A 22,851-nucleotide genomic window follows, 5' to 3' on the forward strand; every position below is an offset into this window, starting at 1 on the left:
AAGGATTGAACGATGAGTACTTTTACTACCCCTGTAGTCACTGCCATGCAGATCATTCCGGTCGCCGGCCATGACAGCATGTTGATGAACCTGAGCGGAGCGCATGCGCCGTTTTTCACCCGCAATATTGTCATTATCAACGATAACTCCGGGCATACCGGCGTGGGTGAAATCCCCGGTGGTGAGAAGATCCGCAAAACGCTGGAAGAGGCCGCTCCGCTGGTGGTGGGAAAAACGCTGGGCGAATATAAAAATATCCTCAATACCGTGCGGAGCACCTTCGCTGACCGTGATGCCGGCGGTCGTGGTCTGCAAACCTTCGACCTGCGAACCACCATTCACGTGGTCACCGGTATCGAAGCCGCGATGCTGGATCTGCTGGGCCAACACCTGGGCGTTAACGTTGCGTCGCTGCTGGGCGAAGGCCAGCAGCGCAGTGAAGTGGAAATGCTGGGCTATCTGTTCTTCGTTGGCGACCGCACGCTGACGCCGCTGCCGTACCAGAACCAGGCGGATGAACAATGTGACTGGTACCGACTCCGCCACGAAGAAGCGATGACCCCGGATGCGGTGGTGCGCCTGGCGGAAGCCGCGTACGAAAAATATGGCTTCAACGATTTCAAACTTAAGGGCGGCGTGCTTGCGGGTGAACAGGAGGCGGAAGCCATTACCGCACTGGCAAAACGTTTCCCGCAGGCGCGCGTCACGCTCGACCCGAACGGTGCCTGGTCTCTGGATGAAGCTATCCGCATTGGTAAACAACTGAAAGGCGTGCTGGCGTACGCGGAAGATCCGTGCGGGGCTGAGCAGGGCTTCTCGGGCCGTGAAGTGATGGCGGAATTCCGTCGCGCCACCGGTTTACCCACCGCGACCAATATGATTGCCACTGACTGGCGTCAGATGGGGCACACCCTGTCGTTACAGTCTGTCGATATTCCGCTGGCAGACCCCCACTTCTGGACGATGCAGGGGTCGGTGCGTGTGGCACAGATGTGTCATGAATTTGGCCTGACCTGGGGCTCGCACTCCAATAACCACTTTGATGTCTCGCTGGCGATGTTCACCCACGTGGCCGCTGCTGCACCGGGCACGATCACCGCTATCGATACTCACTGGATCTGGCAGGAAGGTAATCAGCGTCTGACCAGAGAGCCGTTTGAGATCAAAGAAGGCATGGTGCAGGTGCCAACCACGCCGGGTCTGGGCATTGAGCTGGATATGGATCAGGTGATGAAAGCCCACGAGCTGTATCAAAAACATGGTCTTGGGGCACGCGATGATGCGATGGCCATGCAATATTTGATACCTGACTGGAAATTCGACAATAAACGCCCGTGCATGGTACGATAAACGCATTGGGACCGCTCCCATGAGCGGTCGTTTACGTGGTGTATGCTTAACGTAATGACTATGCGTAAGGATGGCTTATGAAGATTGTTATCGCACCGGATTCGTATAAGGAAAGCCTGAGTGCCCTTGAGGTAGCCACCGCGATTGAGCAGGGTTTTCGCGAGATTTTCCCCGCGGCTGACTTTGTGAAATTGCCGGTCGCCGATGGTGGAGAAGGTACCGTAGAAGCTATGGTGGCGGCGACGCAGGGGCGCATTGTCCATGCCTCTGTCTCAGGCCCGCTGGGTGAGCCTGTGGACGGGTTCTATGGCATCTCCGGTGACGAACAGAGCGCGTTTATTGAAATGGCGGCGGCAAGCGGTCTGGAGCTGGTCGCGCCTTCGCAACGCAATCCCCTTCTTACCACCTCCTGGGGGACCGGCGAGCTTATCCGGCACGCGCTGGATGCGGGCGTTAAGCATATTATTATTGGTATTGGCGGCAGTGCCACCAATGACGGCGGTGCCGGCATGGTGCAGGCACTGGGGGTAAAGCTGCTGGATACCAACGAGCAGCCCCTTGGACAGGGGGGCGGCGAACTGGCAAAACTGGCCCGTATCGACCTGAGCGGGTTGGATAACCGTCTGGCGGAGTGCCGGATTGAAGTCGCCTGTGACGTCACTAATCCGCTCACCGGAGACGAAGGGGCATCCGCGGTCTTTGGCCCGCAAAAAGGCGCCACGCCGGAGATGATTGTGACCCTGGATAACGCCCTGGCGCATTACGCGCAGGTCATTGCCCGGGATCTGGATATCGACGTCATCAACCTTGCCGGCGGCGGTGCGGCGGGTGGGATGGGGGCGGCACTCTACGCTTTCTGCGGTGCGCAGCTTCGTCAGGGGATTGAGATTGTCACCGATGCGCTGCATCTGGCAGAACAGGTGGCTAACGCCGATCTGGTGATTACGGGAGAAGGGCGCATCGACAGTCAGACGATCCACGGCAAAGTGCCGGTGGGCGTCGCGAAGGTGGCTAAACGCTTTAATAAACCGGTCATCGGTATTGCGGGTAGCCTGACGGCGGATGTCGGGGTGGTACATAATCACGGCATCGACGCGGTATTCAGCGTGATTTATACCATCTGTTCGCTGGAGGACGCGCTGGAAAATGCCAGCGACAATGTGCGGATGGCCGCACGCAATATCGCTGCAGTGCTGAAAGTGGGGCAGGCGTTCAGGCTCTGAACGGCGGGCAATCCTGTTTGCCCTCTCCCGGCGGGAGAGGGCAACGCTAGTTACCTAACACCTTCATGGCTTCCCGCGTCACATTATCCATCTCATCCAGCAGCTCCAGAAATTCCGGTTCAAGCTCTGTTTCCGGCGTGCCCGCGCGAAGCTGTTGCTCCAGCAGCTGGCAGAGATTCTTCAGCCGCGGCACACCGCTGTAGCCGCAGCTACCGTGCAGCTTATGAATGGCTTCCAGCAGATCTTCCGGGTTTTCACCCACCAGCTGCTCTTCGACCTTATTACGAATTTCCGGCAGAAACGCGACCAGCATTTGCAGCATATCGCGGGCCAAATCAGGCTTACCCGCCGCCTGGCGCAGCGCAAGCTGCCAGTCAAAGGTGGCGTTTTGATTGACGCTGATTTCCACCGGTTCGGACGATACCGTGTACGTTCCGCCGATATGCCCCGGCTTATAGCGTAACAGCAGGCTGTGCAGCTTCTCTTCGTCGATAGGTTTGGCCAGATAATCATTCATTCCGGCGCTCAGCAGCTTCTCTTTCTGACCGGCCATCGCGTGGGCGGTGACCGCAATCACCGGCGTTTGCTGCTGATGCGGGAGCTGACGGATCAGCTCGCAGGCACGAATGCCATCCATGCCGGGCATCTGAATATCCATCAGAATTAAATCGAACTGCATCTGTTTCGCATGCTCAACCGCCTGCGCACCGCTGGTACACAGCTCTACGTGCTGAACCTGATCTTCAAGCAACACGCCAATCAGCTTCAGGTTGGCCGGATTATCATCCACCGCCATTACGCTCATCGGCAATTTTTGCTCATCGTCAATCAGCGGCAGAGCGTGCTGGCTCAGACGACAGTATTCCGTCAGTGCTGGCAGCAGGCGGGTCGCGGTAAGTGGCTTAAGCAGGCAGGCGGCGGCCCCGTCATTTTTTAACTCTTCTGCATTGATCTGGGCATGACACGGCAGGGCCAGCAGCAGGTAGTCGGTCATCGATGCGGCTTTCGCCAGCCGTTCCTGTTGCATGGTGAGCTCGCCGGTAAAGGTGACCGGGACCCCCAACAGCAGGATGTCGTAATGCTCCACGGCAAGCGCTGAGAAGGTAGGGCTGTAGATCACCTCCAGCGGCGTGGTGCTTAAGATATCAAGCGTACACTGCGCCGCTGCGGCGTTCGGCTCAACGTAGGCAAGGCGCATTCCTTTCAGGCAATTGGTTACCGGACCGTCGGTCAGCACGTTCGGGTTAAGGTCCAGATTGATATGGAACCAGAACGTGGAGCCCCGGTTTGATTGGCTGTGGAAAGAGATATCTCCCCCCATCTCCTTAACCAGTTTCTGTGTGATAACCAGACCCAGCCCCGTGCCGCCATGACGTCTGGAAATACTTGCATCGGCCTGACGAAACGCCTGGAACAGACGGGACTGATCCCGCTCCGGAATACCGATTCCGGTATCGCGGATCTGAACTTCAATCTGAACCTTGTTATTACTGATGGAGCGCTTTTCCACCAGAATATCAATGTTGCCGCTTTCGGTGAATTTGATGGCGTTACCGACAAGGTTTGTAATCACCTGCTGCAGGCGCAGCGGGTCGCCAATGACGTTGTCCGGCACGTCATTTTTAATGTTGAGCGTCAGCTCCAGGCCTTTATCGTGCGACGAGTGTGCGAGCAGCGTCACCACTTCATCGAGCGTGCTGCGCAGCGGGAACGGGATGCTCTCCAGGATCAGCTTGCCGGCTTCCAGCTTGGAGAAGTCCAGCACGTCGTTGATGATCGCCAGCAGGTTGTTGGCCGAGCGCTCAATGGTGTGCAGATGATCGCGCTGGGTTGGGTTCAGCTCGCTTTTTAGCGTCAGACGGGTAAAGCCAATCACGCCATTGAGCGGCGTACGCAGCTCGTGGGACATATTCGCGAGGAACTCGGATTTGATACGTGCGGCTTCCTGCGCGCGTTTTTTCGCCAGATCCAGCTCAACGTTCTGAATCTCCATCTGCTCCAGGGTTTCGCGCAGGTCAGAGGTCGCCTGGTCGACGTTGTGCTGCATCTCTTCGTGATACGCTGCCAGCGACATCGCCATCGAGTTAATGCCGTTTTTGAGCATATCGAGCTCGCCCAGCATAAACCCTTCCACCCGGCTGTCGAGCTGGCCCCGGCGAATGCGGTCGACGGTGTTAACCATGTTGCGAATGGGCCCCGTCACGTCACGCATCAGGCGCCAGCCGAAGATAAGTGCAATCCCGATACAGAACAGCATCATAACGCCGGAGATGAAAATTTCTTTGTACTGCTGCAGACGCACCGACTTGAGATCCAGCTCCAGCGCCACATATCCGAGCATATTGTCGCTGGATTTGGCGTCAGACTGGGCGGATTCATCGGGTGAATAGCTTTCCGAAATAATCGGGGTGCGCAGGATCATGATATCGCCGCGGCGCAGCACGGTGAGGTGGCGCGGAAAGGGCGTACCGTCAGGAATTTTCAGGGCCGCTGGATCCAGATGAAAATTCGAGGTGACAAAGAGGCGGTTATGCTCGTCGTAAACGGAGATGGCACGCACGATATCCGAATGACGGCGGTGCAGCACGCTGATTAACTGACCTATCGATTCGCGGTTTTGCAGGTTCATCCCATACTCACTGGAGACGGCCAGCGGTTCGATAATGCTGGCACCGGCATCTTCCAGTTGCCGCTGCAAATCGTTATAGCGGTGCACCACAAAAAAGATACTCAGCAGCAAACCGATGAGAACGGTGGGGGCGAGGATCAAAATCATCATGCGCGCGCGCAGGCTGTAGTTGGTCATGGCGTTCCGTTATGGGACAATTAGGATAATTATGTTTATGTGAGAAAAATCTCGGCGATGGCGCAATTCTACTCTGCAAAGCGACGCGTGACGACGCGTCAGATCATAACTGTTGAAGCCACTGACCTCGATCCCTTTGGCCAGGGGGTTGCGCGTCACAATGGTAAGACACTGTTTATAACAGGTTTACTGCCAACAGAACGAGCAGAAATTACGCTGACGGAAGATAAACGCCAGTTTGCACGCGGGCAGGTTAAGCAGCGTCATAACGATAGCCCGGACCGCGTGAAGCCTCGCTGCCCGCATTTTGGCGTCTGTGGTGGCTGCCAGCAACAGCATGTCAGCACAGAATTACAGCAAAAAAGTAAAAGCAGCGCCCTGGCCCGCCTGCTTAAGCACGACGTCAACGAGATCATCGCCGACCAGCCCTGGGGCTATCGTCGTCGCGCGCGTTTGAGCCTGAGCTATCAGCCAAAAACTGAGCGGCTGGAGATGGGGTTTCGCAAAGCCAGCTCCAGCGATATCGTCGATATCAGGCAGTGCCCCATTTTGGTGCCCCGTCTTGAGGCATTGCTTCCTGACGTGCACGCCTGCCTCTGCGGACTGGACGGCGTTCGTCACCTCGGGCACGTCGAACTGGTCATGGCCAACAATGGCCCGCTGATGGTGCTGCGCCACACCGCGCCGCTGTCGAAAAAAGATCGCGAAAAACTGGAACGCTTTTCGCATTCCCACGAGCTGGCGCTTTTCCTTGCCCCCCAAAGCGAGATACTTGAGCAACTGACAGGTGAAGCGCCCTGGTATGCGTCAAACGGGCTACGCTTAACGTTCAGTCCGCGCGATTTCATTCAGGTAAATGATGGCGTCAATCAGCAAATGATTGAGAAAGCGCTGATGTGGCTCGATGTGCAGAAGAGCGATCGGGTACTTGACCTGTTCTGCGGAATGGGCAATTTCACGCTGCCTTTGGCCCGGCAGGCGGCAAGCGTTGTGGGCGTCGAAGGCGTTGAGGCGCTGGTGGCTAAAGGGCAGGAGAACGCACGACAGAACGGCTTGCAAAATGTGACATTCTTTCACCAAAATCTTGAGGAAGATGTGACACAGCAGCCGTGGGCGACGCAGGGGTTTGACAAAATTCTTCTCGACCCGGCGCGCGCAGGTGCGCCGGGTGTAATGCAACATATAATTAAACTCGCGCCCAGGCGCGTGGTCTATGTTTCCTGTAACCCGGCAACGCTTGCCCGAGACAGTGAGGCATTAATCCGTGCGGGTTACCAGATTCAGCGTCTGGCAATGCTGGACATGTTCCCGCACACTGGGCATCTGGAATCGATGGTGTTGTTTGAGCACATCTAATTAGTTTGGCTTGTCGACTTCGACAGGCCCTGGTCCCTAAAGGAGAGGACAATGGTTGCGGTAAGAAGTGCACATCTTAATAAAGCTGGGGAGTTTGACCCACAAAAATGGATAGCAAGTCTGGGGATTTCCAGCCAGCAGTCGTGTGAACGCTTAACCGAAACCTGGGCCTACTGTCAGCGCACCACTCTGGGGCATCCTGACGCCGAACTGTTATTGTGGCGCGGCGTGGAGATGGTTGAAATCTTATCCATGCTGAACATGGATATCGAAACGCTGCAGGCCGCGCTTTTGTTCCCTCTTGCCGATGCGGATGTCGTCACTGAAGACGTGCTGCGCGACAGCGTCGGGCAATCCGTCGTGGCGTTGATCCACGGCGTACGGGATATGGCGGCAATCCGCCAGCTCAAAGCCGCACATACCGATTCCGTCTCCTCTGAGCAAGTTGATAACGTTCGCCGGATGCTGCTGGCCATGGTGGACGATTTCCGCTGCGTGGTCATCAAGCTCGCTGAACGCGTTGCCCACCTGCGCGAAGTAAAAGATGCGCCGGAAGACGAGCGCGTACTGGCCGCGAAAGAGTGTACGAACATCTATGCACCGCTGGCGAACCGCTTAGGGATTGGTCAACTGAAATGGGAGTTGGAGGATTACTGCTTCCGTTACCTTCACCCGGCAGAATATAAGCGGATTGCAAAACTCCTGCACGAGCGCCGCATTGACCGCGAGCACTATATTGAGGAGTTCGTCAGCGGATTGCGCCAGTCGATGAAAGAAGAGAATGTGCGGGCTGAAGTCTATGGTCGACCCAAGCACATCTACAGCATCTGGCGCAAAATGCAGAAGAAACATCTCGCCTTTGATGAGCTGTTTGACGTGCGCGCCGTGCGCATCGTTGCGGAGCGTCTGCAGGATTGCTACGCCGCGTTAGGGATAGTACATACTCACTTCCGCCATCTGCCAGATGAGTTCGATGACTATGTCGCGAACCCGAAACCTAACGGTTATCAGTCTATTCATACCGTGGTGCTGGGGCCTGGCGGCAAAACGGTCGAGATTCAAATTCGTACCAAACAGATGCACGAGGACGCTGAGCTTGGCGTCGCGGCGCACTGGAAATACAAAGAGGGGACGTCAGGTGGCGTGCGCTCTGGTCATGAAGACCGCATTGCCTGGCTGCGTAAGCTGATTGCGTGGCAGGAAGAGATGGCGGATTCCGGCGAAATGCTGGATGAAGTGCGAAGCCAGGTCTTTGACGACCGGGTCTACGTCTTTACGCCGAAAGGTGACGTGGTCGACCTGCCAGCAGGCTCCACGCCGCTGGACTTTGCCTATCACATCCACAGTGATGTGGGGCACCGCTGCATCGGGGCGAAAATCGGCGGGCGTATCGTACCGTTTACCTATCAGCTGCAGATGGGCGACCAGATTGAAATCATCACGCAGAAGCAGCCTAACCCGAGCCGTGACTGGCTTAACCCGAACCTGGGCTATGTTACCACCAGCCGCGGGCGCTCAAAAATTCACGCCTGGTTCCGTAAGCAGGATCGTGACAAGAACATTCTTGCCGGTCGCCAGATCCTCGACGACGAGCTGGAACATATCGGCATAAGCCTGAAAGAGGCCGAGAAATTCCTGCTGCCGCGCTACAACTTCAACGAGCTGGATGAGCTGCTGGCGGCGATTGGCGGCGGTGATATCCGTCTTAATCAGATGGTGAACTTCCTGCAGGCGCAGTTCAACAAGCCAAGCGCGGCGGAGCAGGATGCGGCGGCGCTGAAGCAGCTGCAGCAGAAAACCTATGCGCCACAACAGCGCAGCAAAGACAATGGCCGCGTTGTGGTGGAAGGGGTGGGTAATCTGATGCACCACATTGCCCGCTGCTGCCAGCCAATCCCGGGTGATGATATCGTTGGCTTTATCACTCAGGGACGCGGGATTTCCATTCACCGTTCAGACTGCGACCAGCTTGCTGAGCTGCAGTCGCATGCACCGGAACGTATTGTGGAAGCGGTCTGGGGCGAGAGCTACTCGGCGGGGTACTCGCTGGTGGTTCGCGTCACCGCAAACGACCGTAGCGGCCTGCTGCGTGATATTACGACCATTCTCGCGAACGAAAAGGTCAACGTGCTGGGCGTGGCCAGCCGCAGCGATACGCGCGAGCAGCTTGCCACCATCGATATGACCATCGAAATATACAACCTGCAGGTGCTGGGCCGCGTGCTTGGCAAACTGAACCAGGTCCCGGATGTGATTGACGCACGTCGTCTGCACGGCGGGTAAGCCCACCTTTCTGTAAGCCGGGTAAGGCGTAGCCTTTACCCGGCATTTATTTTTAATCAGGACAGAATTATGACCCAAATCGACCGCCTGCTTGGCATCATGAAACGCCTGCGCGATCCGGAAAACGGCTGCCCGTGGGACAAAGAGCAGACTTTCGCCACCATCGCCCCGTACACCCTCGAAGAGACCTATGAAGTGCTTGACGCCATTTCACGCGAGGATTTTGACGACCTGCGTGGCGAACTGGGTGACCTGCTGTTCCAGGTGGTGTTCTATGCGCAAATGGCGCAGGAAGAGGGGCGTTTTAACTTCGAGGACATCTGCGCTGCCATCAGCGACAAACTGGAACGCCGTCATCCGCATATCTTTAGCGATGCCACCGCAGGTGATAGCGCGGAAGTGCTGGCGCGCTGGGAACAGATTAAAAGCGCCGAGCGCGCGGAGAAATCCCAGCACTCGGCACTGGATGACATTCCCCTGAACCTGCCTGCGCTGATGCGGGCGCATAAAATTCAGAAACGCTGCTCCGCGGTTGGCTTTGACTGGACGTCTCTTGGCCCGGTGCTGGAAAAAGTGCATGAAGAGATCGACGAAGTGATGCACGAAGCGCAACAGGCCGTGGTAGATGAAGCAAAGCTTGAAGAAGAGATGGGCGATTTGCTGTTCGCGACCGTCAACCTTTCTCGCCATCTGGGTGTAAAAGCGGAAACCGCCCTGCAAAAAGCCAACATTAAGTTCGAACGACGCTTTCGCGAAGTTGAGCGGATTGTGGCCTCGCGCGGCCTGGAAATGAGCGGAATTGACCTCGATGCGATGGAAGAAGTCTGGCAAGAAGTAAAACGCCAGGAAACTGATCTCTAACGAAATTTTGCGATCAAGCGCAATTTGTGTGATTTTTTAAATGACAAGCGCTTGATTTGCGTCAAAAACATTTACCCAAAAGGGGCTATTTTCTCACTCCTTATGTTTGTCATTGGCTGAACAGGAGACGGAGAATGAAAGTTTGTGGCGCTCGCCGTGTTCGGGTATACTACTTTCCCGTCCTGGTTATTCCATCGTTTCACCCTAACTTCTCAGGTTCAGCATGACAACGAACTATATTTTTGTGACCGGCGGGGTCGTATCCTCTCTGGGTAAAGGCATTGCCGCAGCCTCCCTCGCAGCCATTCTTGAAGCCCGTGGCCTCAATGTGACCATGATGAAACTGGATCCGTACATCAACGTCGATCCGGGCACCATGAGTCCAATCCAACACGGGGAAGTGTTCGTTACTGAAGACGGCGCTGAAACCGATCTGGATCTTGGCCACTACGAGCGTTTCATCCGCACTAAAATGACCCGTCGTAACAACTTCACGACAGGCCGCATCTACTCCGACGTTCTGCGTAAAGAGCGCCGTGGTGATTATCTTGGTGCTACCGTTCAGGTTATCCCACACATCACTAACGCTATCAAAGAACGCATTATTGCGGGCGGCGAAGGCCACGACGTGGTGCTGGTTGAAATCGGCGGTACCGTGGGTGATATCGAATCCCTGCCATTCCTGGAAGCGATTCGTCAGCTGGCGGTTGATATTGGCCGTGAAAACGCGCTGTTCATGCACCTGACGCTGGTGCCTTACATGGCAGCCGCAGGTGAAGTGAAAACCAAACCTACTCAGCACTCCGTTAAAGAGTTGCTCTCCATCGGTATTCAGCCAGACATCCTGGTTTGCCGTTCCGATCGCGCGGTTCCGGCGAACGAACGCGCGAAAATTGCATTGTTCTGTAACGTGCCGGAAAAAGCCGTTATTTCAATGAAAGATGTCGATTCCATTTATAAAATCCCGGGCCTGTTGAAATCACAGGGCCTGGACGATTATATTTGTAAACGATTCAGCTTGAACTGTCCGGAAGCTAACCTGTCTGAATGGGAACAGGTTATTTACGAAGAAGCGAATCCGGCTGGCGAAGTGACTATCGGCATGGTTGGCAAGTACATTGAACTGCCAGATGCCTATAAGTCAGTTATCGAAGCGCTGAAACACGGTGGTCTGAAGAACCGCGTCTCCGTTAACATCAAGCTGATTGATTCGCAGGATGTTGAAACGCGTGGCGTTGAAATTCTGAAAGATCTGGATGCGATCCTTATCCCTGGCGGCTTCGGCTACCGTGGTGTAGAAGGCAAGATCGCCACCGCACGCTATGCGCGTGAAAACAATATTCCATACCTCGGTATCTGCCTGGGTATGCAGGTTGCGCTGATCGAATTTGCGCGCAACGTAGCGGGAATGGAAAACGCGAACTCTACGGAATTTGTGCCAGACTGTAAGTACCCTGTCGTGGCGCTTATCACTGAATGGCGCGACGAAGAAGGTAACGTCGAAGTCCGTACCGAGAAGAGCGACCTGGGTGGCACGATGCGTCTTGGCGCACAGGCCTGCCAGCTGTCCGACGATAGCGTCGTTCGCAAGCTGTATGGCGAGCCGGTTATCACCGAACGTCATCGTCACCGCTATGAAGTCAACAACATGTTGTTGAAACAAATTGAAGCTGCGGGTCTGCGTGTTGCGGGCCGCTCCGGGGATGATCAGTTAGTCGAGATCATCGAAGTGCCAAACCATCCGTGGTTTGTCGCCTGCCAGTTCCACCCGGAATTTACTTCAACGCCACGTGACGGGCATCCGCTGTTTGCAGGCTTTGTGAAAGCCGCCAGCGATTACCAGAAGCGTCAGGCGAAGTAAAAAAAGTTAGAACGGCAACGCGTACCTCTGGTACGCGTTGTTTGTCTGGAGTTTTAGTTTAACTTGTACTGAGGAAAATCTAATGTCCAAAATCGTTAAAGTCATCGGTCGTGAAATCATCGACTCCCGTGGTAACCCGACCGTTGAAGCCGAAGTTCACCTGGAAGGTGGTTTCGTCGGTATGGCAGCTGCTCCGTCAGGTGCTTCTACTGGTTCCCGCGAAGCGCTGGAACTGCGCGATGGCGACAAATCCCGTTTCATGGGCAAAGGCGTACTGAAAGCTGTTGGCGCCGTAAACGGCCCTATTGCTCAGGCAATCATTGGCAAAGACGCTAAAGACCAGGCTGGCATCGACAAGATCATGATCGATCTGGACGGTACTGAAAACAAATCTAACTTCGGTGCTAACGCAATCCTGGCTGTTTCCCTGGCGAACGCCAAAGCTGCAGCGGCTGCTAAAGGTATGCCACTGTTCGAACACATCGCTGAACTGAACGGCACTCCAGGCAAATACTCCATGCCTGTACCGATGATGAACATCATCAACGGTGGTGAGCACGCAGACAACAACGTTGATATTCAGGAATTTATGATTCAGCCAGTTGGCGCGAAATCCCTGAAAGAAGCAGTACGTATGGGTTCTGAAGTGTTCCACAACCTGGCTAAAGTTCTGAAAGCTAAAGGTATGAACACTGCTGTTGGTGACGAAGGTGGCTATGCGCCAAACCTGGGTTCTAACGCAGAAGCACTGGCTGTTATCGCTGAAGCGGTTAAAGCAGCAGGCTACGAGCTGGGCAAAGACATCACTCTGGCGATGGACTGTGCAGCGTCTGAATTCTACAAAGACGGTAAATACGTTCTGGCTGGCGAAGGCAACAAAGCGTTCACCTCTGAAGAGTTCACTCACTTCCTGGAAGACCTGACCAAACAGTACCCAATCGTTTCTATCGAAGACGGTCTGGACGAATCTGACTGGGATGGCTTCGCATACCAGACTAAAGTACTGGGCGACAAAATCCAGCTGGTGGGTGACGACCTGTTCGTGACCAACACCAAGATCCTGAAAGAAGGCATCGAGAAAGGCATCGTTAACTCCATCCTGATCAAATTCAACCAGATCGGTTCTCTGACCGAAACGCTGGCTGCGATCAAAATGGCGAAAGACGCTGGCTACACCGCTGTTATCTCTCACCGTTCTGGCGAAACTGAAGACGCTACCATCGCTGACCTGGCTGTTGGTACCGCGGCTGGCCAGATCAAGACCGGTTCTATGAGCCGTTCTGACCGTGTTGCTAAATACAACCAGCTGATTCGTATCGAAGAAGCACTGGGCGAAAAAGCACCATACAACGGTCGTAAAGAGATCAAAGGCCAGGCATAATCGCTAAGCCTTAAAATGAAAATGCCAGTCGCAAGACTGGCATTTTTTAGGCTATTTAAAATCGACCGCCATTTGTTCCGGAATGGTCAGCCCCTGAGTGGTTTGCACGCAGCGGGCAATATAGTCCGTAAAGCGGGGTGGCTTAGGCATGCCCATGCTAAGCAGCTTATCATTGCTGAAGCGCACGTTGAGTGTGGCAAAAGCACCGTATAAACGCATTGCTTTCAGCATCAGGCGCTCGTTGCACGGCCCAAAAATATCCTTCAGTTCGCGGCGCATTCTGACCAGCGTTTCGTAACTCACCTGGGCGTATCGATCTCCGACAGGGGCTTTCTCCAGCGCCTGCGCCATTGCCTTATCAATATCAGCAAAGCGAACGCTGTTCTCTTCCCCGGCAGAAATATGTACCACTTCCCCTGAACGTGCATTACTGGTAAGCAGCATTAACAGCGCGTCGGCACAATAGTCCACCGGAACGACATCGATTTTGTCTTCCATCGAACACATGAATTTTTGCAGCATTAACCCCATGCTAAAGACCCAGAAAATACTGCTTGAAGGTGTGCAGCCGTGACGGGTATGGCCGACGACGATAGACGGGCGGGCGATGAGCAGCGGCAGGTCAGGACAGTGCTGGCGCATCAGCTGTTCAATGGTGGATTTCGAATAGGTATATTCCACCAGATGCTCGGCGTTCTCTCTGAATTCTGCACTTTCGGCGACCAGCGAATCCTGCTCCGGCGTGCAGGACATCGCCGTGCCAACGTGCAGGAAGCGCTGTAGGGTCGACACCCGTTCCATGCGGCGCGCCAGCGCCAGGGTTCCCTCGACGTTCACCTTCCAGATAAGCGGGTTGTTGCCAAATGACGCGACGGCCGCGCAGTTAACGACATGCGTCACCTGTTCAAGGCGCGGATCGTTCAGGAAGGCTTCCGGCTGGCTGAGATCACCAATGAGGATATTCTCCACGCTCAGCGAGGCCAGTGCATGCTCAGGCACGTTGAACTTACGCATATTCTCCTGCACTCGCGCCAGCCCACCTTGCGGGTCACTGGCGCGCGCAAGCAGAAGTAAATTTACGGCGCTTTCGCCGGTCAGGATTTTTTCAAGTACTGCACCACCCAGAAATCCGGTCACGCCTGTAATCAGTAAGGTTTTCATTGATACCGTCTCATTATGATTGATGAGGCGGATTGTAGGCGGGCGAAAGTAAACGGCGTTTAAATAAAAAAATGGGCAGCCTTACCGTTTCTTAAGCTTATTTTAAGGTAAGGAATTCAGGGGGTGAGATTGGACATTGCAGGAGGGAAGAAAATTCAATTTATAAAGATATTTATTTTAAATTACTGATTTATATATTATTAATGTGCTTCCTGTGTCGTGGGAATATTAAGTCAAAATGTAATTATAAAAATACTTTGTAACATCATTCATTGATGCGGTAAATAATTTAACGGATGCTTAAGTACACTTAAAATAACGAACTCGCAGGCTATTGATATATAGCCTGCGAAGGTTTTTTACAGCAACAGCGGAAGCGTTGCGCTGGCGGTTTGTTGGCTGACCTCGCCGTAATGACCGTCTATTGCAATAAGGGAGTGGGTAAGCAACTCGACCAGCAACATAACGCCCACTTTGGCATTGAGTGCGCCTGCGCTAAGAGGCCCCTCGGGTTTGGCTGCAACCAGTAGCATATCGCTCAGGGACGCCAGCGGGCTACGCGGCGTATTGCTGAGCGCCAGCACGGGGACGCCACGTTTGCGCGCAAGTTTTACGACGTGAAGTAAATCCCGCGTTGAGCCTGAACTGGAGATGGCTACCACCAGCGACGCTTTAGAGAGGGTGGTCGCATTCATGGCTGCACGGTGCATATCGCTGAAGAGCTGCACAGGTTTGCCCAGGCGCAACAGCTTATAATGCAGATACTCGCCGAGGATCGCACTGGCAGCGACCCCATAAATCTGGACTGACTGCGCCTGATGCAGTGCCTGCGCCGCCTTTTCCAGCAGCGCTCTGTCGAGCAGTCTGGCGGTATCCTGCAGAGCCTGTACAGACTCTTCCACTACGCTATCAATTTCATCCCCGGCCTGACGCTCTGGCTGACCCTGCTGAATGTCCAGCGCAAGTGCCATTTTGAATTCCGTGTACCCCTTACAGCCCAGCGTGCGGCAAAGACGCGTCACGCTGGCCTCGCTGGTATGACTTTCGCGCGCCAGCTCAGTGATCGTCAGGTAAAGCACCCGGGCAGGATCGTTGAGGACAAACTCACCCAGTTTTCGTTGTGTTGGGCTGTACCCGGAAGCCTCCTGGCGTAGCTTCAGCAGCAGGTTTTCATGGTCTGACATGCGAGATCCTTAATGCATTCTTCTGTCGACTAGTGTGGCGGAAAGCGGGGGAAAGATGCCAGTCATTTCGAAAAAGTATGATCGTCCTCCTGGTTATTGATGATAATTTTCACTATTAATAATTAATGTGGTAAAAATTTTCATCTATACACGAGGGGATGAAAAAATGATGCAAATGTTCAGTGGGGCTTCTTCTGGCGGATGGTTTGAGAAAGCGCAGCGCTTTGGCAAATCATTTATGTTGCCCATCGCCGTCTTGCCCGCGGCGGGTTTGTTGCTGGGGATTGGAGGCGCGTTATCAAACCCCAATACCCTCACGGCCTACCCGTTTTTAGATGTTGCGTGGCTGCAGGCCATCTTTACCATTATGAGCAGTGCCGGTTCGATTGTGTTCGCCAACCTCTCGGTGCTGTTTGCTGTCGGGGTCGCCGTCGGGCTGGCAAAAAATGATAAAGGAACCGCGGGGCTGGCGGCATTGCTCGCTTTTCTGGTGATGAATGCCACCATCAATGCGCTGCTGATCCTGACCGGAAAACTGGCGCTTGAGAACCCGGGTGCCGTAGGGCAGGGAATGACGCTGGGGATCCAGACGCTGGAAACCGGCGTATTTGGTGGGGTCGTCATCGGGCTTGTGACCTGCGCGTTACATCATCGGTTCAATAAGATCGCGCTTCCGCAGTTCCTGGGTTTCTTTGGCGGCTCACGTTTTGTACCGATCGTCAGCTCGCTGGCGGCAATACTTGTCGGGGCATTAATGACCGTCATCTGGCCGCATTTCCAGAAGCTGATCTTCGGTCTGGGCGGGCTTGTGGATGCCACCGGTTATCTGGGGACGATGCTGTACGGTTTCATTTTGCGCATGCTCGGGCCGTTTGGTTTACACCACATCTTCTATCTTCCCTTCTGGACGACCGCGCTTGGCGGCAGCGAGATCGTTAACGGTCAGTTGGTTGAAGGTACGCAGCGGATCTTCTTCGCCCAGCTTGCCGACCCGACAACACGCCAGTTTTATGAAGGCACGTCGCGTTTCATGTCCGGACGCTTCATCACGATGATGTTTGGTCTGCTGGGTGCCTGCCTCGCGATGTACCACACGGCAAAGCCGGAGAACAAAAAACGCGTCGCGGGGCTGTTACTTTCGGCGGCATTGACCTCGTTCCTGACGGGGATTACTGAACCTATTGAGTTCTCATTCCTTTTTGTTGCTCCTGTGCTGTACGTCATTCACGCCCTGTTTGACGGGCTGGCGTTTATGCTCGCCCATATTTTACACATCACTATCGGGCAAACCTTCTCAGGCGGTTTTATCGACTTCGTGCTGTTCGGCATTCTCCAGGGCGAGGCCAAAACCCACTGGATGTTCGTACCGCTGGTAGGGGTGCCGTGGTTCTTCCTTTATTACTTTACGTTCCGTTATCTGATTAATCGCTTTGATTTTGCCACGCCGGGGCGTGAGAAAGAGGCGATGGCGGATGAAGTGACCTTTTCGCAGAGCGAGCGTGCCGTTGCAGTGATCGCCGGGTTAGGTGGCAAAGACAATCTCGAAGAGGTGGACTGCTGCGCGACGCGTCTTCGCGTCACGGTGAAGGATGGCAGCAAAGTGAATGAATCGGCGCTGAAAGCGACCGGCGCGCGCGGCGTTATCGTCCGCGGCAACGGTGTTCAGGTCATTTATGGGCCGCATGTCACGATTATTAAAAACGAAGTGGAAGAGATCTTATCGTAATGAAAACTGTACTGGATAACCTGAAGGGAAAATTGGTCGTCTCCTGCCAGGCGCTGGAGAATGAACCTCTGCATAGCGCGTTTATTATGTCACGAATAGCGCTGGCCGCCGCGCAGGGTGGGGCGGCAGCGATCCGTGCCAATAGCGTGGTGGATATCGAAGCCATCAAGCAGCAGGTAGCTCTGCCGGTTATCGGCATCATCAAACGCGATTATCCGGATAGTGAGGTGTTTATCACCGCCACGATGAAAGAGGTGGATGAGCTGATGACGGTTTCTCCGGAAATCATTGCCCTGGATGCGACTGCGCGACAGCGCCCTGGCGGCGAAGACCTGGCGACGCTGGTCGCGCATATCCGCACGCGGTACCCGTCGGTACGCCTGATGGCGGATATTTCCACAACAGAAGAGGCCGTGACGGCGCAGGCGCTGGGTTTTGATTGTGTGGGGACCACGCTTTACGGTTATACGACAGAAACCGCAGGCCATGCTCTACCGGACAATGACTGCGCGTTTCTGAAAGAGGTGCTGGCTGCCGTCGACATTCCCGTGGTGGCCGAAGGCAACGTTGATACACCTGAACGGGCGGCGAGGTGCCTGGAACTTGGTGCCTTTATGGTCGTTGTCGGCGGGGCCATCACCCGTCCACAGCAAATTACTGCACGGTTTATGGCAGCGATTGGCGCTCAAAGCACCGATGGAGCATGACCATCTGACGGGGATCTGCGATACTTATCGTTTATCCCCTTAACTGAGATGACTATGCAGTACCCGATTAACGAGATGTTCCAGACCCTGCAAGGCGAGGGTTACTTTACCGGCGTTCCCGCCATCTTTATTCGATTACAGGGATGCCCGGTTGGCTGTGCCTGGTGTGATACCAAACATACGTGGGATAAACTCGCAGATCGGGAAGTGTCGCTGTTTAGCATTCTGGCTAAAACCAAAGAGAGCGATAAGTGGGGCGCGGGAAGTGCAGAAGATCTGCTGGCGATCATTGGCCGTCAGGGCTGGACGGCGCGCCACGTGGTGATTACCGGGGGTGAACCCTGCATCCACGACCTGACGCCACTGACCGAGCTGCTCGAAAAGAACGGCTACAGCTGTCAGATTGAAACCAGCGGCACGCATGAAGTGCGCTGTTCTCACACCACCTGGGTGACGGTTTCGCCGAAAGTTAACATGCGCGGCGGCTACGATGTACTCTCTCAGGCGCTGGAGCGTGCTGATGAGATTAAACACCCGGTTGGCCGCGTGCGTGATATCGAAGCGCTGGATGAACTGCTCGCCACGCTGACGGATGAAAAGCAGCGGATCATCGCGCTGCAGCCTATCAGCCAGAAAGAGGATGCCACGCGCCTGTGTATTGAAACCTGTATTGCCCGCAACTGGCGGCTGTCGATGCAGACGCACAAGTACCTGAACATCGCCTAAAAAAAGCCCGGATATTCCGGGCTTTTTTTACTCACCGCGATAGATACAGCCTGCGGTGCAGGTCTCTTTGATCATCACCGCGCTCAGCAGAGGCACCTGCGGTTTCATCTGATCCCAAATCCATTTAGCCAGCACTTCACTGGTCGGGTTTTCAAGACCCGGGATATCATTCAGATAGTAGTGATCCAGACGATCGTAGGTCGGTTTGAATGCCGCCTTCAGCTCGGCAAAGTCCATGATCCAACCGGTATGCGGATCGACGTCACCGGTTATCTCAAGACGCACCATAAACGAGTGCCCGTGCAGACGGCCACATTTATGCCCTTCAGGAACATGCGGAAGGTGGTGGGCGGCTTCGAAGGTGAAATCTTTAAACAGTGTGGTGGACATTATTGCTCTCAGTAATGCGGAAAAAACCGCCGCATAGTACCGGAAAGCACAATTTTTATCATTAACTAAAACGGCTCTGTTGCCGCAACGTGGTGCATACGAGAAAGGACTACTGTTTTATTACTAAATTTCAATGGGTTAGTTAATCGTTTTTATCGTTAAGAACGATAACTAAAACAGGTTAGTCCATTTGGTTATTTATTATTTCCATCCCTTCTTTAATTGTTATTATCCTCGCCGTTAACCTTATCTTCAGTTTGGATTTATTCGCTTAAAGTCCGCTTGGCTACTGGAACATAACGACGCATGACAACACAGGCCCCACCTTCAAATTTGCTTCCCCTGAACCCGGAGCAACTGGCGCGCCTTCAGGCTGCCACCTCTGATTTTTCTCCCACCCAGCTTGCCTGGGTCTCCGGCTATTTCTGGGGAATGCTTAACCAGCAACCGGGCGCTGTGGCTGCTGCACCGGCAACTGCGGTAGAAATTCCGGCGATTACGCTGATTTCTGCCTCGCAGACGGGCAATGCTCGCCGTGTGGCCGAAGCGCTGCGCGACGACCTGCTGGCCGCCAAACTGAACGTGAACCTGGTGAACGCCGGGGACTATAAATTCAAACAGATCGCGTCCGAAAAACTGCTGGTGGTGGTTGCCTCAACCCAGGGTGAAGGTGAGCCGGCTGAAGAAGCGGTGGCCCTGCATAAATTCCTGTTCTCGAAAAAAGCCCCAAAACTGAACGGGACAGCGTTTGCCGTGTTTGGCTTGGGCGACACCTCCTACGAATTTTTCTGCCAGTCCGGTAAAGATTTCGACAGCAAACTGGCGGAACTGGGCGCTGAGCGCCTGCTGGACCGCGTTGATGCGGATGTGGAATACCAGACCGCCGCCGCTGAATGGCGTGCGCGCATCGTTGACGTGCTGAAAGCACGCGTGCCGAAAGAGACGCCAGCGCAGGCTGCCGTCACCGCGGCGGGTGCAGTCAATGATATTCACACCAGCCCGTATACCAAAGAGGCACCGCTGGCAGCGAGCCTGGCAGTTAATCAGAAAATTACCGGTCGCGCCTCTGAGAAAGACGTGCGGCATATTGAAATCGATCTCGGTGATTCCGGTCTGCGTTACCAGCCGGGCGATGCACTTGGGATCTGGTACCAGAACGATCCGGCGCTGGTTAAAGAGCTGGTCGAACTGCTGTGGCTGAAAGGCGATGAGCCTGTCACCGTCGACGGTAACACGCAGCCGCTCTCTGAGGCGCTGCAGTGGCATTTCGAGCTGACGGTCAACACGCCAAACATCGTTGAAAATTACGCCACCTTAACGCGCAGTGAATCGCTGCTGCCCCTAGTGGGGGATAAGGCGAAGCTGCAGCATTACGCCGCGACGACGCCGATTGTCGATATGGTGCGTTTCTCTCCGGCACAGCTGGATGCGGATGCGCTAATTGCCCTGCTGCGTCCGCTGACGCCGCGTCTCTACTCCATTGCCTCTTCGCAGGCCGAAGTGGAGAGCGAAGTGCATATCACCGTGGGCGTGGTGCGTTATGACATCGAAGGCCGTGCCCGTGCGGGCGGGGCATCAAGCTTCCTGGCCGATCGCGTGGAGGAAGACGGTGAAGTGCGCGTGTTTATCGAGCACAACGACAACTTCCGTCTGCCTGCGAACCCGGAAACGCCGGTCATCATGATTGGGCCGGGGACCGGTATTGCGCCATTCCGCGCCTTTATGCAGCAGCGCGCTGCAGATGAGGCGCCGGGTAAAAACTGGTTGTTCTTCGGCAACCCGCACTTTACGGAAGATTTCCTCTACCAGGTTGAGTGGCAGCGTTACGTCAAAGAAGGTGTCCTGACACGCATCGACCTGGCCTGGTCCCGCGATCAGCAAGAAAAAGTATATGTACAAGACAAACTGCGCGAACAGGGCGCAGAGCTGTGGCGCTGGATCAATGACGGTGCCCACATTTATGTCTGCGGCGACGCCAATCGCATGGCGAAAGACGTTGAGCAGGCATTGCTGGAAGTGATTGCCGAATTCGGCGGTATGGATGCCGAAACGGCGGATGAATTTTTAAGTGAGCTGCGCGTTGAGCGCCGTTATCAGCGAGATGTCTACTAATGAGCGAAAAACATCCAGGGCCACTGGTGGTCGAAGGTAAACTGACAGACGCCGAGCGCATGAAGCTGGAAAGCAACTATCTGCGCGGCACCATTGCTGAAGATCTGAATGACGGTCTCACCGGCGGCTTTAAAGGCGACAACTTTCTGCTGATCCGTTTCCACGGTATGTATCAGCAGGACGACCGTGATATCCGCGCCGAACGTGCAGAACAGAAGCTGGAGCCGCGTCATGCGATGCTGCTGCGCTGCCGTCTTCCGGGCGGGGTGATCACCACGAAACAGTGGCAGGCGATCGATAAGTTTGCGGGTGAAAATACCCTTTATGGCAGCATCCGTCTGACCAACCGTCAGACCTTCCAGTTCCACGGCATTCTGAAGAAGAACGTGAAGCCGGTACACCAGATGCTGCACTCTGTCGGGCTGGACGCGCTGGCCACGGCCAACGACATGAACCGTAACGTGCTCTGCACCTCGAACCCGTACGAGTCCGAGTTGCACGCCGAAGCCTATGAGTGGGCGAAGAAGATCTCTGAGCACCTGCTGCCACGCACCCGCGCCTATGCGGAGATCTGGCTCGATCAGGAAAAAGTGGCCACCACCGACGAAGAACCGATCCTCGGCCAGACCTATCTGCCGCGTAAGTTCAAAACCACCGTGGTGATCCCGCCGCAGAACGATATCGATCTGCACGCCAACGACATGAACTTCGTGGCGATTGCCGAAAATGGCAAGCTGGTGGGCTTTAACCTGCTGGTGGGCGGCGGTCTCTCCATCGAACACGGTAACAAGAAAACCTATGCCCGCACCGCAAGCGAGTTTGGTTTCCTGCCGCTGGAGCATACGCTGGCCGTGGCTGAAGCAGTTGTCACCACGCAGCGCGACTGGGGTAACCGTACGGATCGTAAAAACGCGAAAACCAAATACACCCTGGAGCGCGTGGGCGTAGAGACGTTCAAAGCGGAAGTGGAGCGTCGCGCGGGGATTAAGTTTGAGCCGATCCGTCCGTATGAATTTACGGGACGTGGCGATCGTATTGGCTGGGTTAAAGGCATCGACAATAAATGGCACCTGACGCTGTTTATTGAAAACGGCCGTATTCTTGATTATCCGGGCCGCCCGCTGAAAACCGGTCTGCTGGAAATTGCGAAGATCCATAAAGGTGAATTCCGTATCACCGCTAACCAGAACCTGATCGTTGCCGGCGTGCCGGAAAGCCAGAAAGCGAAGATTGAGAAACTGGCGCGCGACCATGGGTTGATGGACGCGGTGAAGCCGCAGCGTGAAAACTCAATGGCCTGCGTGTCGTTCCCGACCTGCCCGCTGGCGATGGCGGAAGCAGAGCGTTTCCTGCCGTCATTCACCGATAAGGTGGAAGCGATTCTGGAAAAACACGGTATTCCGGACGAGCATATTGTTATGCGTGTCACCGGCTGCCCGAACGGCTGTGGCCGTGCGATGCTGGCCGAGCTGGGTCTGGTGGGTAAAGCGCCGGGTCGCTATAACCTGCACCTCGGCGGCAACCGTATCGGAACGCGTATTCCGCGCATGTTCCGTGAGAACATCACCGAGCCGGAAATTCTTGATTCTATCGACGAGCTTGTCGGGCGCTGGGCGAAAGAGCGCGAAGCGGGTGAAGGCTTCGGCGACTTTACGGTGCGTGCGGGCATTATTCGCCCGGTGCTCGATCCCGCAAGGGATTTCTGGGAGTAAACACGAGAGGTA

16 protein-coding genes are annotated in these 22,851 nt (G+C 54.9%); 12 read left to right on the plus strand and 4 right to left on the minus strand.

Going from position 1 to position 22,851, the window contains the following annotated elements:
* Window positions 1-12: 12 nt before the first annotated feature.
* Together gudD and AC2FAP_RS12695 are read left to right on the plus strand one after the other, a co-directional pair.
* Window positions 13-1,350 carry a glucarate dehydratase gene (gene gudD, locus AC2FAP_RS12690; RefSeq protein ID WP_252069826.1) on the plus strand — a complete coding sequence of 446 codons (1,338 nt, stop codon included), beginning with the start codon at window positions 13-15 and terminating at the stop codon, window positions 1,348-1,350.
* A gap of 77 nt (window positions 1,351-1,427) precedes the next feature.
* Window positions 1,428-2,573 carry a glycerate kinase gene (locus tag AC2FAP_RS12695; protein ID WP_025203356.1) on the plus strand — a complete coding sequence of 382 codons (1,146 nt, stop codon included), beginning with the start codon at window positions 1,428-1,430 and terminating at the stop codon, window positions 2,571-2,573.
* A gap of 46 nt (window positions 2,574-2,619) precedes the next feature.
* Here the strand turns inward: AC2FAP_RS12695 and barA are convergent, their stop codons facing one another.
* Window positions 2,620-5,379, minus strand: a complete 2,760-nt coding sequence (gene barA, locus AC2FAP_RS12700; protein ID WP_449541296.1) for a two-component sensor histidine kinase BarA — start codon at window positions 5,377-5,379, stop codon at window positions 2,620-2,622.
* Window positions 5,380-5,436: 57 nt separating this feature from the next.
* Between barA and rlmD the strand changes: the two genes are divergently transcribed.
* From rlmD to eno, 5 genes are all read left to right on the plus strand, one after another.
* Window positions 5,437-6,735, plus strand: coding sequence for a 23S rRNA (uracil(1939)-C(5))-methyltransferase RlmD (gene rlmD / locus AC2FAP_RS12705; protein WP_182268841.1), 1,299 nt, complete (start codon window positions 5,437-5,439; stop codon window positions 6,733-6,735).
* 51 nt (window positions 6,736-6,786) lie between these two features.
* On the plus strand, window positions 6,787-9,018 hold the full coding sequence (gene relA / locus AC2FAP_RS12710) for a GTP diphosphokinase (RefSeq protein ID WP_014171414.1): 2,232 nt from the start codon (window positions 6,787-6,789) through the stop codon (window positions 9,016-9,018).
* Between the two features lie 69 nt (window positions 9,019-9,087).
* Complete coding sequence (gene mazG, locus AC2FAP_RS12715; protein ID WP_020883805.1) at window positions 9,088-9,879, plus strand: nucleoside triphosphate pyrophosphohydrolase; 792 nt, start codon at window positions 9,088-9,090, stop codon at window positions 9,877-9,879.
* 223 nt (window positions 9,880-10,102) lie between these two features.
* Window positions 10,103-11,740, plus strand: coding sequence for a glutamine hydrolyzing CTP synthase (pyrG, locus tag AC2FAP_RS12720; RefSeq protein ID WP_014171412.1), 1,638 nt, complete (start codon window positions 10,103-10,105; stop codon window positions 11,738-11,740).
* An 82-nt stretch (window positions 11,741-11,822) separates the two neighbouring features.
* Window positions 11,823-13,121, plus strand: a complete 1,299-nt coding sequence (gene eno / locus AC2FAP_RS12725) for a phosphopyruvate hydratase (protein WP_014885045.1) — start codon at window positions 11,823-11,825, stop codon at window positions 13,119-13,121.
* A 51-nt stretch (window positions 13,122-13,172) separates the two neighbouring features.
* Here eno and AC2FAP_RS12730 read toward each other — a convergent pair whose 3' ends face one another.
* Both AC2FAP_RS12730 and AC2FAP_RS12735 read right to left on the minus strand, forming a co-directional pair.
* A complete protein-coding gene (locus AC2FAP_RS12730) occupies window positions 13,173-14,282 on the minus strand; it encodes an SDR family oxidoreductase (RefSeq protein ID WP_020883806.1) in 1,110 nt (369 codons plus the stop codon).
* 359 nt (window positions 14,283-14,641) lie between these two features.
* Window positions 14,642-15,466 (minus strand): MurR/RpiR family transcriptional regulator, encoded by an 825-nt coding sequence (locus AC2FAP_RS12735; protein ID WP_020883807.1) that lies wholly within the window; start codon window positions 15,464-15,466, stop codon window positions 14,642-14,644.
* A 166-nt stretch (window positions 15,467-15,632) separates the two neighbouring features.
* Between AC2FAP_RS12735 and AC2FAP_RS12740 the strand changes: the two genes are divergently transcribed.
* The 3 genes from AC2FAP_RS12740 to queE are packed head-to-tail and all read left to right on the plus strand — an operon-like array spanning window position 15,633 to window position 18,625.
* Entirely contained in the window at window positions 15,633-17,192 is a 1,560-nt protein-coding gene (locus AC2FAP_RS12740) for a maltose/glucose-specific PTS transporter subunit IIC (RefSeq protein ID WP_020883808.1), read from the plus strand.
* The gene (locus AC2FAP_RS12745) at window positions 17,192-17,899 is read left to right on the plus strand and encodes an N-acetylmannosamine-6-phosphate 2-epimerase (protein ID WP_020883809.1); all 708 of its coding nucleotides are present in this window, start codon (window positions 17,192-17,194) and stop codon (window positions 17,897-17,899) included. Before AC2FAP_RS12740 ends, AC2FAP_RS12745 begins: the two co-directional genes overlap by 1 nt.
* 54 nt (window positions 17,900-17,953) lie before the next feature.
* Entirely contained in the window at window positions 17,954-18,625 is a 672-nt protein-coding gene (queE, locus tag AC2FAP_RS12750) for a 7-carboxy-7-deazaguanine synthase QueE (protein WP_020883810.1), read from the plus strand.
* 27 nt (window positions 18,626-18,652) lie between these two features.
* Here the strand turns inward: queE and queD are convergent, their stop codons facing one another.
* Window positions 18,653-19,015 carry a 6-carboxytetrahydropterin synthase QueD gene (gene queD / locus AC2FAP_RS12755; protein ID WP_014171404.1) on the minus strand — a complete coding sequence of 121 codons (363 nt, stop codon included), beginning with the start codon at window positions 19,013-19,015 and terminating at the stop codon, window positions 18,653-18,655.
* A 306-nt stretch (window positions 19,016-19,321) separates the two neighbouring features.
* Between queD and cysJ the strand changes: the two genes are divergently transcribed.
* Window positions 19,322-21,127 (plus strand): NADPH-dependent assimilatory sulfite reductase flavoprotein subunit, encoded by a 1,806-nt coding sequence (cysJ, locus tag AC2FAP_RS12760; RefSeq protein ID WP_149376061.1) that lies wholly within the window; start codon window positions 19,322-19,324, stop codon window positions 21,125-21,127.
* Window positions 21,127-22,839, plus strand: a complete 1,713-nt coding sequence (gene cysI, locus AC2FAP_RS12765) for an assimilatory sulfite reductase (NADPH) hemoprotein subunit (RefSeq protein ID WP_014171402.1) — start codon at window positions 21,127-21,129, stop codon at window positions 22,837-22,839. The genes cysJ and cysI overlap by 1 nt, the downstream gene beginning before the upstream one ends.
* Window positions 22,840-22,851 lie beyond the last annotated feature (12 nt).

This window comes from Enterobacter cloacae complex sp. 394I7 (assembly GCF_057320345.1).

What these genes read in the sequence shown, in the direction of transcription:
- cysI (WP_014171402.1), top strand. Translation starts at nt 21,127, where the DNA reads ATGAGCGAAAAACATCCAGGGCCACTGGTGGTCGAAGGTAAACTGACA.
- relA (WP_014171414.1), top strand. Translation starts at nt 6,787, where the DNA reads ATGGTTGCGGTAAGAAGTGCACATCTTAATAAAGCTGGGGAGTTTGAC.
- pyrG (WP_014171412.1), top strand. Translation starts at nt 10,103, where the DNA reads ATGACAACGAACTATATTTTTGTGACCGGCGGGGTCGTATCCTCTCTG.
- AC2FAP_RS12735 (WP_020883807.1), bottom strand. Translation starts at nt 15,466, where the DNA reads ATGTCAGACCATGAAAACCTGCTGCTGAAGCTACGCCAGGAGGCTTCC.
- rlmD (WP_182268841.1), top strand. Translation starts at nt 5,437, where the DNA reads ATGGCGCAATTCTACTCTGCAAAGCGACGCGTGACGACGCGTCAGATC.
- barA (WP_449541296.1), bottom strand. Translation starts at nt 5,379, where the DNA reads ATGACCAACTACAGCCTGCGCGCGCGCATGATGATTTTGATCCTCGCC.
- mazG (WP_020883805.1), top strand. Translation starts at nt 9,088, where the DNA reads ATGACCCAAATCGACCGCCTGCTTGGCATCATGAAACGCCTGCGCGAT.
- AC2FAP_RS12745 (WP_020883809.1), top strand. Translation starts at nt 17,192, where the DNA reads ATGAAAACTGTACTGGATAACCTGAAGGGAAAATTGGTCGTCTCCTGC.
- eno (WP_014885045.1), top strand. Translation starts at nt 11,823, where the DNA reads ATGTCCAAAATCGTTAAAGTCATCGGTCGTGAAATCATCGACTCCCGT.
- gudD (WP_252069826.1), top strand. Translation starts at nt 13, where the DNA reads ATGAGTACTTTTACTACCCCTGTAGTCACTGCCATGCAGATCATTCCG.
- AC2FAP_RS12730 (WP_020883806.1), bottom strand. Translation starts at nt 14,282, where the DNA reads ATGAAAACCTTACTGATTACAGGCGTGACCGGATTTCTGGGTGGTGCA.
- AC2FAP_RS12695 (WP_025203356.1), top strand. Translation starts at nt 1,428, where the DNA reads ATGAAGATTGTTATCGCACCGGATTCGTATAAGGAAAGCCTGAGTGCC.
- queE (WP_020883810.1), top strand. Translation starts at nt 17,954, where the DNA reads ATGCAGTACCCGATTAACGAGATGTTCCAGACCCTGCAAGGCGAGGGT.
- AC2FAP_RS12740 (WP_020883808.1), top strand. Translation starts at nt 15,633, where the DNA reads ATGATGCAAATGTTCAGTGGGGCTTCTTCTGGCGGATGGTTTGAGAAA.
- cysJ (WP_149376061.1), top strand. Translation starts at nt 19,322, where the DNA reads ATGACAACACAGGCCCCACCTTCAAATTTGCTTCCCCTGAACCCGGAG.
- queD (WP_014171404.1), bottom strand. Translation starts at nt 19,015, where the DNA reads ATGTCCACCACACTGTTTAAAGATTTCACCTTCGAAGCCGCCCACCAC.